This is a genomic window from Pseudomonas sp. B33.4 (assembly GCF_034555375.1).
Taxonomy (GTDB): domain Bacteria; phylum Pseudomonadota; class Gammaproteobacteria; order Pseudomonadales; family Pseudomonadaceae; genus Aquipseudomonas.
Map to the genome: position 1 here is coordinate 5,077,117 of NZ_CP140706.1, position 11,828 is coordinate 5,088,944.

Sequence of the window (11,828 nt, forward strand, 5' to 3'; positions counted from 1 at the left end):
GTTTCTCACAAGGCTAGATCCTCAGGTGTGAATGTCATCTTGAATGAACGATACGGAGCGAAATCGCTCGGCTTCATTCCCTGCATTTCTGTCAAACGTCCAATATTCTTCACTGCCGCGACTGCCGACGCATCGAACGGACCATCACCGCTGGACTTGGCCACGCTGACCGAAGTCACCGTACCGTCCGGCAACATGCCGATTTGCAGCACGACCGTCATGCCTTTGCGTGCCGAAGGTGGACGAGCCCAACCCTCTGCTGCTCGCGCACGAATCAGGTCATCGAAACTGCCCGCGACTTCGTCACCCTGCTCATCGGCCAAGGCTTGCTGACGCTGAGGCGTATCGGAAAGCAGATCGGCCAAGGCCTGAGCCTTTTTGTCTTCGGTCGATTTACGTGCAGCATCCTGCGCTTTCTTCTTCGCAGCATCGGCAGCAGCTTTCTTCTTCGCTTCGTCGGCGATTTTCTTCTTCGCCTCTTCAGCTTCAGCTTTTTTCTTGGCGTCTTCGGCGGCTTTCTTCTTCGCGTCTTCGACGATCTTCTTCTTGGCTTCTTCAGCGGCGGCTTTCTTGGCCTCTTCTTCAGCAGCCTTTTTCGCTTCTTCTTCAGATTTCTTCTTGGCTATATCAGCCAATTGTTTCTCTTCGGCCTTCTTGGCTTCGGCGGTCTTCTTCGCTTCATCGGCTTTTTTGGCTTCATCAGCCTTTTTCGCCTCGTCCGCTTTTTTCGACTCGTCGGCCTTCTTGGCTTCCTCGGCTTTTTGAGCCGCTTCTTCTTTCTTTTGTTCCGCAGCGGCCTTGATCTCTTCCTGCTCGACCTTCTTCTGTTCCATCTGCTCGACTTCGGTCTGGCGCGCGGCGGATTTCTTCGCCTCACCCGCAATCTTCTGATTGGTCTGGGTGGTTGCCTGACTTTTCGATTTCAGCTGGTACAGGGTCGCCTGGACGATCGGTTTGGCCGGCGGCAGCTCTGGTGTAAAGGCAAAACTGACGAACAGCATGCCGAACACCAGCACGTGCAGGACAATTGCCAGAACACTAGGCCAGAAGTAGCTTTCCGAGGCGGACGGCTCTCGCTGTTGCTGCATCAGGGGGCCTCGGTAATCAAACCAACATTACCGACCCCGGCTTTCTGCAACCCGCCCATGGCGCCCATGACGGAACCATAGTCGACGGTCTTGTCACCGCGGATAAAGACCTGAGTACGCTTGCCGCCTTCAGTGCCGGCACGAATGATCTTGGTCACCGCGTCGGTCATTTGCGGCAGGGTCATGGCCCTGTCCTGTTGCTTCTCTGTATCGACTTCGCTGCCAAGGTTCCAGTAGTAGGTCTTGTCAGCCTTGATCGAAATGGTCAGGACCTGAGTGTTGTTGTCCTGCGGCAAGGCTTCGCTGGAAACCTTGGGCAGATCAACTTTCACGCCCTGATTGAGCATCGGCGCGGTCACCATGAAGATGACCAGCAGCACCAACATCACGTCGATGTAAGGCACCACGTTCATCTCGGCGACCGGCTTGCGCTTTTTGCGAGCTCGAGCGATTAAAGCCATTGGAAATTACCTGCTTATTCTTCGCTGGTGTGCACTTTGCGGTGCAGGATCGCCTGGAATTCATCGGCGAAGGTGTAGTAGCGGCCCAGCAAGGTTTCGCTGCGAGCGGCGAAACGGTTGTAAGCGATAACCGCAGGGATCGCGGCGAACAGACCGATCGCGGTGGCGATCAGGGCTTCGGCGATACCCGGGGCCACAGTGGCCAGGGTTGCTTGCTGGGCGCTGGCCAGACCGCGGAACGAGTTCATGATGCCCCACACGGTACCGAACAGACCGATGTACGGGCTGACCGAACCGACAGTGGCGAGAAACGGCAGGCTCTGCTCGAGCTTCTCTTCCTCGCGGGAGATGGCAACACGCATGGCACGGGCCACACCTTCCATCACCGCTTCAGGATCGACACCAGGCTGCTGACGCAGACGGGAGAACTCCTTGAAACCGGCACGGAAAATCTGCTCTACACCCGAATCCGGATCCGGGTTGCTGCCCGCCTGACGGTACAGCTTGGACAGATCGATACCCGACCAGAAGCGCTCTTCGAAGCTCTCCAGGGCGCGTCGACCGGCACGCAGCAGATTGCTGCGCTGAAAGATCATGATCCATGAGGTCACCGATGCGGCCACCAGGGTCAACATTACCAACTGCACCACGATGCTGGCATTGCTGACCAGGCTCCACATGGAGGAATGGTCGACGACGTTAGCTTCCACGCTTTATCTCCTGCTTTGAGTGTGTACCCGGGCCGACCGCGTCGGCGAAGGCCGCACGCAAGTCTTCGGGAAGGGCCCGGGGTTTCAAACTGTTAGTGCGCACACAGGCCACCAAAAACTGCCCTTCGCAGAGCAGCACATTATCCGTTGCCCGCCTGACCTGCTGTTTAAAGCGCAGGCTGGCACGGTTCAATTCGATTACTTCAGCGCTTACCAGCAGTTCGTCGTCCAGTCGCGCCGGCGCGTGGTAACGCGCTTCGCTGGAGTGCACGACAAACAACAGATCCTCCCCTGCCAGCTGCGATTGGGCAAAGCCCAGCTCGCGAAGCCGCTCGGTTCGAGCCCGTTCCATAAACTTGAGGTAATTAACGTAATACACGATGCCGCCCGCATCGGTGTCCTCGTAATAAACGCGACAACGATGTGCGAACGGCTCAAGCCCGTTTTGCGCGCGCATACTCTAGTGCTTACTCCTCAGGTTGCCAATCCGGCCAGGCAACTGTTTTTCATGGTTTCAGAGCTTTACCGTAAAAGTACCGTCCTCTGACAGTACAAACCCTGAATAAATCGACAACAAATGTGTATTAGTCGTCCACGGCATCGAGAAACTCGTCTGCCACGGGCATTTCACCCATTCGTGACGGAATGTTTAAACCGAAATGCAGATACGCATGCCGCGTCACCACCCTGCCCCGTGGCGTGCGCATGATGTAACCCTGCTGAATCAGATACGGTTCCAGCACATCCTCAATGGTGTGACGTTCTTCACTGATCGCAGCGGCGAGGCTGTCGATACCGACCGGGCCGCCATCGAACTTCTCGATCATGGTCAGCAGCAGACGCCGGTCCTGATGATCGAAACCGTGTTCGTCGACATCCAGCAGGTTCAGCGCCAGATCCGCCACCGCTTTGGTGATGTGGCCCTTGGCGCGCACTTCGGCGAAGTCACGCACTCGGCGCAGCAAACGGTTGGCGATTCGCGGCGTGCCCCGGGCGCGACGGGCGATCTCGAACGAACCTTCCGGATCCAGCGGCAGACCGAGAATAGCCGCCGAACGACTGACAATCGTCGCCAGATCGGCCGTGCTGTAGAACTCCAGACGCTGGACAATACCGAAGCGGTCACGCAACGGATTGGTCAGCATACCGGCGCGAGTCGTTGCGCCCACCAAGGTGAATGGCGGCAGATCGAGTTTGATCGAACGCGCTGCCGGCCCTTCGCCAATCATGATGTCGAGCTGGAAATCTTCCATCGCCGGGTACAGCACTTCTTCAACGATCGGCGACAGGCGATGGATTTCGTCGATAAACAGTACGTCGTGCGGCTCAAGATTGGTCAGCAATGCGGCCAGATCACCCGGACGCTCAAGTACCGGGCCGGACGTGCTCTTGATCGACACGCCCATTTCCTGGGCAATGATGTTGGCCAGCGTGGTCTTGCCCAGACCCGGCGGGCCGAAGATCAGCGTGTGGTCGAGGGATTCGCTACGGCCACGGGCAGCCTGGATGAACAGCTCCATCTGCTCGCGCACGGTCGGCTGGCCAATATAGTCGGCCAGACTGACCGGACGAATCGCGCGGTCCTGGACTTCTTCGCGCTCGCGCGGACTGTGCGCGGCGGCGATCAGACGATCAGCTTCAATCACTTAAATCATTCCCTTCAGGGCGCGGCGGATCAGGTCTTCACTGCTCAAATTCTTGTCCTTGATGGCGGTAATTGCCTTGCTCGCTTCCTGCGGTTTGTAGCCCAGGGAAATCAGCGCGCTGACCGCATCGTTTTCGGCGGTATTGACCGGCGCCGGCCCGTCCGGCTGATTCGGGACGAGCGCGAACATGGCCGGCGTCGTTTCCCAGGCCTTGAAGCGGTCTTTCAGCTCGACCAGCAGACGCTCAGCGGTTTTCTTGCCGACACCCGGCACCTTGGTCAGCGCCGAGGTGTCCTGAGACTGCACGCAGCGGATCAGTTCGTCGACTTCCAGGCTCGACATCAAGGCCAGGGCCAGTTTCGGCCCGACACCATTGAGACGGATCAACTCGCGAAAAAAGTCTCGCTCACGCTTGCCGGCAAAACCGTAGAGTAATTGCGCGTCTTCGCGTACGACCAAATGGGTGTGCAGGGTCAGCGGTTCACCGACCGACGGCAGGCGATAAAGGGTGGTCATGGGCACTTCCAGCTCATACCCGAGGCCGTTTACATCCAGAATCAGGTGCGGCGGCTGTTTCTCAGCCAGGGTGCCGCGCAAGCGTCCAATCACGTTTCAGATCCTTGAGCGTTGGCCAGCCGTGGGCTGGCGACTGTCGAAAGGCGGATTCCGGGCCGACGACCCAGGCGCAGGAAATCCGCTTTCAGGAAAATTGATGCTGATGCTATCAGAGACGCAGGCGCCCGCCACGACTGCGTGCCGTTCCCAAGCCGTGCGGCAGCAGGCTGGAACGGGTGTGCGCATGGCAAATGGCAATAGCCAGGGCGTCCGAGGCATCGATTTGCGGTTTGCTGGTCAGCTTGAGCATGTGCATGACCATCATCTGCACTTGTTCTTTATTGGCGGCGCCTGTGCCCACAACCGCCTGTTTAACCTGAGTGGCCGTGTACTCGGCAATCTCCAGGCTCTCTTCAGCGCCAGCCACGATTGCAGCGCCGCGAGCCTGACCGAGTTTCAGCGCCGAATCGGCGTTTTTCGCCATGAAAACTTTTTCGATGCCCATAGTCACCGGGCCGTACGTCTGGATGATTTCGCGCACGCCGCGATAGACGATTTGCAAACGCTCATGCAATTCGCCCGCGCCGGTACGAATGCAGCCCGAAGCCACATAAATACAGCCGCCACGCCCGGTATCGCGAACAATCCCGTAACCGGTGATACGCGAACCGGGGTCGATACCAAGAATTAAAGTCATAACGCCTGCAGATTCGGTAGAAGCACGATTTTGAAATCAACCCATAACAAATGTGGGAGCGAGCCTGCTCGCGAAAGCGGTTTCATCATCAGCAACGATGTTGCCTGAAAATCCGCCTTCGCGAGCAGGCTCGCTCCCACATTGAATCGTAGTCGCTCTTAACCGAGCTGAGCGGCCACGTCTTCCGGAATGTCCGCGTTGGAATAGACGTTCTGCACGTCATCCAGATCCTCAAGCATGTCGATCAGCTTGAGCACTTTTTCCGCCCCTTCCAGATCCAGTTCGGCGCTGGTGGTCGGCTGCATGACGATTTCCGCGTCATCGCCCTTGAACCCAGCGGCTTCCAGCGCGTTACGCACGGCATAGAAACTGGTGAACGAGGTGAACACGTCGATCGAACCGTCTTCGTGGCTGACCACGTCATCGGCATCGGCTTCCAGCGCCGCTTCGGTCAGTGCGTCTTCATCAACGCCCGGCGCGAAGCTGATCTGGCCTTTGCGCTCGAACAGATAGGCGACCGAGCCGTCGGTACCGAGGTTGCCACCACATTTGCTGAACGCATGACGCACGGCTGCGGCGGTACGGTTGCGGTTGTCGGTCATGCACTCGACCATCACCGCTACGCCGCCCGGACCGTAACCTTCGTAAGTCAGCTCTTCAACGTTGTCCGCTTCGGTCGCACCGGCGCCGCGCGCGACAGCACGATCAATGATATCGCGGCTCATGTTCGCGCTCAGCGCCTTGTCCAAGGCCAGACGCAAACGCGGGTTGGAGCCCGGATCACCGCCGCCCTGACGGGCCGCAACGGTCAGTTCGCGGATCCACTTGGTGAAGATCTTGCCCCTTTTGGCATCCTGACGTTCTTTGCGGTGCTTGATGTTCGCCCACTTGGAATGACCAGCCATAACTCGCTCCGAATTCTCTTTGAAACGTTGCCCGCCCTGCTCATGCAGCGGCCAGCAAACAAAAAAATCTCGACCTGCTCTCTATAGATAGAAAAAAGGCGCATCCGAAGATGCGCCTTCAGGCCCGTCTTACTCAGCCTTTGGCGTTTCGCGCAAACGAATGTGCAGCTCGCGCAGCGCCTTGGCATCCACCACACCCGGCGCTTGCGTCATCACGTCGGCAGCACTCTGGGTTTTCGGGAAGGCGATCACTTCACGGATCGACTGGGCGCCGGTCATCAGCATCACCAGACGGTCCAGACCGAAAGCCAGACCACCGTGCGGCGGTGCACCGTACTTCAGCGCATCAAGCAGGAAGCCGAACTTCTCTTCCTGTTCCGCTTCGTTGATACCCAGCAGACGGAAGACCGACTGTTGCATCTCTTTACGGTGGATACGGATCGAACCGCCGCCCAGCTCAGTGCCGTTCAGGACCATGTCGTACGCGCGGGACAGAGCGGCAGCCGGGTTGGCTTCGAGCTCTTGCGGCGTGCACTTCGGTGCGGTGAACGGGTGGTGCAGCGCCGAGAAGCTGCCGTCGTCGTTTTCTTCGAACATCGGGAAGTCGACGACCCACATTGGCGCCCACTCGCAGGTCAGCAGCTTGAGGTCGTGACCGAGCTTGATACGCAGCGCGCCCAGGGCTTCGCTGACGATCTTGGCCTTGTCGGCGCCGAAGAACACGATGTCGCCGTCAACTGCACCCACGCGATCGAGGATGGCGTTGAGGTTTTCCAGCGGGATGTTTTTCACGATCGGCGATTGCAGACCATCAACACCGGCAGCGCGCTCGTTGACCTTGATGTACGCCAGGCCCTTGGCACCGTAGATGCCGACGAACTTGGTGTAATCGTCGATCTGCTTGCGTGGCATGCTCGCCCCGCCTGGAACGCGCAGAGCAGCGATACGGCATTTCGGATCGTTGGCCGGTCCACTGAACACTTTGAAATCGACTTCTTTGAGTTGATCGGCAACGTCGACCAGTTCCAGCGGGTTACGCAGGTCTGGCTTGTCGGAACCGTAGCGGCGCATGGCTTCTTCGAAAGTCATGTGCGGGAAGTCGCCGAATTCCAGACCCAGCACTTCCTTGAACAGGTTGCGGATCATTTCTTCGGTGAGGCCCATGATCTCTTTTTCATCGAGGAAGCTGGTCTCGATGTCGATCTGGGTGAATTCTGGCTGGCGGTCAGCGCGCAGGTCTTCGTCGCGGAAGCACTTGGCGATCTGGTAGTAACGGTCGAAACCCGCCACCATCAGCAGTTGCTTGAACAGCTGCGGCGATTGCGGCAGCGCAAAGAACGAACCGGCGTGGGTACGGCTCGGCACCAGATAGTCACGCGCACCTTCTGGGGTGGCACGGGTCAGGATCGGTGTTTCGACGTCGAGGAAGCCGTTTTCGTCGAGGAAGCGACGGATGCTGGTGGTCATGCGCGAACGCAGACGCAGCTTCTCGGCCATTTCCGGACGACGCAGGTCGAGGAAGCGATAACGCAGACGGGTTTCTTCGCCGACGTCGGAGAACTCGTTCAACGGGAACGGCGGAGTTTCCGACTCGTTCAGCACTTCCAGTTCGTAGCCCAGCACTTCGATCATGCCCGATGCCATGTTGGCGTTGGTGGCACCGGCCGGACGCAGACGCACCTTACCGGTGATCTTCACAACGTATTCGCTGCGCACGCGGTCGGCAGCGGCGAAGCTCTCGGCGCGATCCGGATCGAAAACCACCTGAGCGAGACCGTCACGATCACGGATATCGAGGAAAATCACCCCGCCGTGGTCGCGACGACGGTGAACCCATCCGCAAAGGGTAATTTCCTGACCTTCCAGGCTTTCGTTCAGTTGGCCGCAATAGTGGCTGCGCATCATGGTAGTGGTTCGCTTCTCGTAATTCGAAATTCGGTAGAGATCCCGTCGCACTCAAGCTGGGTGCGGCATCGGAAAACTCACGCGTGTCGTTCGACCTGGGCCTGAACCCTAGTCAGATTTGTCGCCACCGGCCAGGTTCTTCTTGGCGCCGGTCTTGAAATCGGTTTCGTACCAGCCGCCGCCGCTGAGGCGAAAACCCGGCATGGACAGCTGTTTCTTGAGCTCTGGCGCCTGGCAGGCAGGGCAGTCGACCAGCGGTGCATCGCTGATCTTTTGAATGGCTTCCAACTGATGACCACAGGAAGCACATTGGTAATCGTACATCGGCATGGGGGTGTCTCGGCGATCAGATTGCCACCGCGCGCAGGGCTTTGCGGCGAAAGAGCGGGATTATATCGATTAAATGCTGCCTGTGCAGCCGTAAGACTGCACAGGCCGCGACCTCGGTTGTAAACGCCGATTCAGAGCGAATCGGTCGTTGCCGCTTCCTTGATGCCGTTCATGACGCACACCACCCGCACAAGCGCGCTGAAATTCTTCACCCCGCCATGCCGCAGATGCACTTCACGATCGACGTGGGACAACAGCGAACTGACCGAACAGCAATTTTGCGCGGCCATCGTGCCGAGGATGTTCCAGTAAACCTGCTCAAGCCGCAGGCAGGTTGCATAACCGTTCAGACGTACGGATCGCGACGATGGCTGAACCAGCGCCATGTCAAATTCGTCGACGAACGGATCGACTTTCAATTCGTGCGGCAAGCCGACAATCCTGTCGCCTCGCCTGTCTCCCTCTACCATATCGGTGACACTCCTTTGCCATCTCTGCTTGTTTGAAAAGTCACATCCTGTGGCTTTCATAAAAGCGCAGACACAAAGTTATATCCAGACGACTTATTGACCGTCACCGTAGGATAAGCCAACGACACAAGTAAGATTTCGGACAGCGCGCGAACTTCGACCGACTGGCTCGCGCGCCGGGACGATTACGCTTCCAGCAACGCGCGCAGCATCCACGCGGTTTTCTCGTGAACCTGCATGCGTTGGGTCAGCAGGTCAGCGGTCGGTTCATCGCTGACCTTGTCGAGCAGTGGAAAAATGCCGCGCGCCGTGCGGGTCACGGCTTCCTGACCATCGACCAATTGCTTGATCATGTCTTCGGCACTTGGCACCCCGACCTCCTCCTTGATGGAAGAAAGGCGAGCGTACGTGGCATAGGCGCCCGGTGCCGGAAAGCCCAGTGCACGAATACGCTCGGCGATCGAGTCCACGGCCAGCGCCAGCTCGTTGTATTGTTCTTCGAACATCAAGTGCAGCGTGCGAAACATCGGGCCGGTGACGTTCCAGTGGAAGTTGTGGGTTTTCAGATACAGCACGTAGGTGTCCGACAACAGACGGGATAGTCCTTCGACGATGGACTTGCGATCTTCTTCACTGATACCGATATCGATTGCCATGTTTACCCCCTAACGGCGATTGAATTCATCCAACAGGTGCAGACCCACTCTAGCAAGGCAACCGACACCCCGCAGCCCTGATTGGCTGCAAACGCTGCGACAAATCGACCGACGCCATGCCGCCGGCCGGGCTGATTTGAGTAGCCGCAGGCTTTGCTGTTAAATAGGCAGTGTGTCGCCATGCCCCATTTTTCGGGGCGTTGCGCATAGGCTGATGCCGTGAACGTGTCCACCGCCTCTTATTTTGTTCCGAAGCGAACCGTGCGCCTTCAGCTCTTCCTTGTGAGCCGTCATAAACGTGAGCCAATCAAAATGTTGAAAATCGTCCACCTGCTAATGGGCGCAGCGGCCTTGCTGCTGTCGTTCATACCCAGCTTGAAATCCGAAGCCGTTCCCTACCTGCAACAACCCGATGCACTTTACCTGGCCTTTTTCGGCCTGCTGAACCTGGTGATTGCCCCAGTGATTCCTTACTGGAACAAAGGCCCTCGTCAGCATCTGCAAAACCTCGTCAGCGCTCTTCTGGTGCTGACCGTAGTCCTGCAAACCCTGACCCTGATCGCGCCGATGCCCGTCATCGCCGGCCAGCCAGCCGTGTTGTTCACCCTGGTGATCGCACTGGTTGCGGTGGTTCTGCACCTGGCCGTCAGTTTCTATCGTTCTTCGCCTGCTGCCGCTCCAACCAGCTATGACATGACCAATCGTGATACCGGCACCGTCAAGTGGTTCAACACCTCCAAAGGCTTCGGCTTTATCTCCCGGGATTCCGGCGATGATATTTTCGTGCACTTTCGCGCGATCCGTGGCGAAGGCCACCGTGTACTGGTCGAAGGCCAGCGCGTGGAGTTCTCGGTGATGAACCGCGACAAAGGCCTGCAAGCCGAGGACGTGATCGCCGCCCTGCCGCGACGCTGATCCAGGCATAAAAAACCGCGAGCAGCCTGCTGTTCGCGGTTTTTTTACGCCTGATGAAAAGTGCCCGCCTCAGTAGTGCGGCGGTGGTGCCTCATCCTCAAAGGATTCGAACTGGCCGACCATTTCTTCCTGGCGCTTGAGCAGCGCAGCCATCTGCAATTGCAGACGCTCGACTACGCGCTGTTGGGCCACCAGTACGTCGTTCAACGCCTGAATGGTGTCATCCTGAAACGCCAGACGGCTTTCCAGATCGGTAACGCGTTCTTCCAGGCTCATGACTCAGCCCTCCAAAAAGGTGAAATGCTCGGTCAGGACCAGTCGCAACCGCTCGCGAATGGTGGCGACCTGCTCGGAACTGTAAGGCCTGGCCGGGTGTTTGCCCCAGACCGGCGCAGGCCAGGCCGCGTCATCGCGCTTACGCACAATCACATGCATGTGCATCTGGCTGACAACGTTACCCAGGGTCGCGACGTTCATCTTGTCAGCGTCAAACAAATCCTTGAGCAACTCAGCCAATGCAGTGGTTTCCTGCCACAACTGCTGTTGATCGGCGACATCCAACTGAAACAACTCACTGATATCGTCGCGACGAGGCACCAGGATAAACCACGGGTAGTTGGCATCATTGGACAGCAGCAGTCGGCAGAGTGGGAAATCACCGATGGTCAGCGTGTCCTGTTGAAGTCGTGAATCTAAAGCAAACACTGCGCGCACTCCCGGCTGATCTTCATAATTCAGCTTAGCGGCGATCCTTTATGGACAGCGCACCAAGCGACAGGACGGCAGCATACCTGCGAATGCGTCAGCCTTCACGACGACGGCAACCCCATCGCCCTGCCAACGCCCCGAGATGTGACATTTGCGAGCGCGACGCACCAGCACGGAACCAACATCGATGTTCAGCTCGACAAAATGACCGAAAGCCTCAGCGACGCTCAGCGACATGGCCCGCGCAAGCTGTATGAATTCAGAACAGTTGTAAATTTTTTTGCACCAAAACCGCACAGTGCGTCTACGCTCACTGCGTCGGGCATCCGCCAAATACTCACTGGAGGGGTGAACCGGTAACGTTTTTGGTTGTCACGCGCGCTTTTCTGCGAGGCAACACCATAGGAGAAATGGCGTCAAGCACTGAAAAAATCAGACTTGAAGCCCAGCTTTCACGAGGTTTTCACAAGCGCAGGCGGGTGTTCAGAAAAATAACCGCAACGAAATTGCGGTTTGTGCACGCTTGTTGCATTCGTACCCATATGGACTATAAGCGCACCACGGGAAGTGGATGCCTTAAGCCCCATAAGAACAGTGGCAGGGTTGCCCGATGGAGATTCAAGTGTTTTGCCAGGGACTCTTTTTTACCGATGCAAAAAGGCCCAGAAACAGCGATAAAGTTGTCAGTCCGGCTGCATTGGTACTGTGAATTTGCGACATCCACCACGCCATTTGCGACAACGTCGTAAAGATGCTGAAAGGTTGGATCAGCAAGTATCGCC

At 57.6% G+C, this 11,828-nt stretch carries 15 protein-coding genes; 1 reads left to right on the top strand and 14 read right to left on the bottom strand.

What is annotated here, in order from left to right; translation table 11 throughout:
- Positions 1-5: 5 nt before the first annotated feature.
- The 12 genes from tolA to U6037_RS22455 form a co-directional block, all read right to left on the bottom strand.
- Complete coding sequence (gene tolA / locus U6037_RS22400; protein WP_016983827.1) at positions 6-1,088, bottom strand: cell envelope integrity protein TolA; 1,083 nt, start codon at positions 1,086-1,088, stop codon at positions 6-8.
- Complete coding sequence (tolR, locus tag U6037_RS22405) at positions 1,088-1,540, bottom strand: protein TolR (protein WP_161806672.1); 453 nt, start codon at positions 1,538-1,540, stop codon at positions 1,088-1,090. Before tolR ends, tolA begins: the two co-directional genes overlap by 1 nt.
- A gap of 23 nt (positions 1,541-1,563) precedes the next feature.
- Positions 1,564-2,259: a protein TolQ gene (gene tolQ / locus U6037_RS22410; RefSeq protein WP_008080223.1), complete on the bottom strand. Its 696-nt coding sequence runs from the start codon at positions 2,257-2,259 to the stop codon at positions 1,564-1,566.
- Complete coding sequence (gene ybgC, locus U6037_RS22415; RefSeq protein ID WP_064119107.1) at positions 2,249-2,716, bottom strand: tol-pal system-associated acyl-CoA thioesterase; 468 nt, start codon at positions 2,714-2,716, stop codon at positions 2,249-2,251. The genes tolQ and ybgC overlap by 11 nt, the downstream gene beginning before the upstream one ends.
- A 127-nt stretch (positions 2,717-2,843) precedes the next feature.
- Positions 2,844-3,905, bottom strand: coding sequence for a Holliday junction branch migration DNA helicase RuvB (gene ruvB / locus U6037_RS22420; RefSeq protein WP_016983825.1), 1,062 nt, complete (start codon positions 3,903-3,905; stop codon positions 2,844-2,846).
- Positions 3,906-4,514 carry a Holliday junction branch migration protein RuvA gene (ruvA, locus tag U6037_RS22425; RefSeq protein WP_034153418.1) on the bottom strand — a complete coding sequence of 203 codons (609 nt, stop codon included), beginning with the start codon at positions 4,512-4,514 and terminating at the stop codon, positions 3,906-3,908.
- Between the two features lie 115 nt (positions 4,515-4,629).
- The gene (gene ruvC / locus U6037_RS22430; RefSeq protein ID WP_007951206.1) at positions 4,630-5,157 is read right to left on the bottom strand and encodes a crossover junction endodeoxyribonuclease RuvC; all 528 of its coding nucleotides are present in this window, start codon (positions 5,155-5,157) and stop codon (positions 4,630-4,632) included.
- A 158-nt stretch (positions 5,158-5,315) separates the two neighbouring features.
- Positions 5,316-6,062 carry a YebC/PmpR family DNA-binding transcriptional regulator gene (locus U6037_RS22435; protein ID WP_007912738.1) on the bottom strand — a complete coding sequence of 249 codons (747 nt, stop codon included), beginning with the start codon at positions 6,060-6,062 and terminating at the stop codon, positions 5,316-5,318.
- A 129-nt stretch (positions 6,063-6,191) separates the two neighbouring features.
- Positions 6,192-7,967, bottom strand: a complete 1,776-nt coding sequence (gene aspS, locus U6037_RS22440) for an aspartate--tRNA ligase (protein ID WP_322844568.1) — start codon at positions 7,965-7,967, stop codon at positions 6,192-6,194.
- A 108-nt stretch (positions 7,968-8,075) separates the two neighbouring features.
- Entirely contained in the window at positions 8,076-8,297 is a 222-nt protein-coding gene (locus tag U6037_RS22445; RefSeq protein ID WP_085730262.1) for an FmdB family zinc ribbon protein, read from the bottom strand.
- 131 nt (positions 8,298-8,428) lie between these two features.
- A complete protein-coding gene (locus U6037_RS22450; RefSeq protein WP_242208172.1) occupies positions 8,429-8,767 on the bottom strand; it encodes a ribbon-helix-helix domain-containing protein in 339 nt (112 codons plus the stop codon).
- A 185-nt stretch (positions 8,768-8,952) separates the two neighbouring features.
- The gene (locus tag U6037_RS22455; protein ID WP_034153422.1) at positions 8,953-9,423 is read right to left on the bottom strand and encodes a Dps family protein; all 471 of its coding nucleotides are present in this window, start codon (positions 9,421-9,423) and stop codon (positions 8,953-8,955) included.
- A 312-nt stretch (positions 9,424-9,735) separates the two neighbouring features.
- Between U6037_RS22455 and U6037_RS22460 the strand changes: the two genes are divergently transcribed.
- Positions 9,736-10,338 (top strand): cold-shock protein, encoded by a 603-nt coding sequence (locus U6037_RS22460; protein ID WP_008080216.1) that lies wholly within the window; start codon positions 9,736-9,738, stop codon positions 10,336-10,338.
- 69 nt (positions 10,339-10,407) lie between these two features.
- Here the strand turns inward: U6037_RS22460 and U6037_RS22465 are convergent, their stop codons facing one another.
- Together U6037_RS22465 and U6037_RS22470 are read right to left on the bottom strand one after the other, a co-directional pair.
- A complete protein-coding gene (locus U6037_RS22465; protein ID WP_038366649.1) occupies positions 10,408-10,614 on the bottom strand; it encodes a SlyX family protein in 207 nt (68 codons plus the stop codon).
- Positions 10,615-10,617: 3 nt separating this feature from the next.
- Positions 10,618-11,043, bottom strand: coding sequence for an HIT domain-containing protein (locus tag U6037_RS22470; RefSeq protein WP_322844569.1), 426 nt, complete (start codon positions 11,041-11,043; stop codon positions 10,618-10,620).
- Positions 11,044-11,828: the final 785 nt, after the last annotated feature.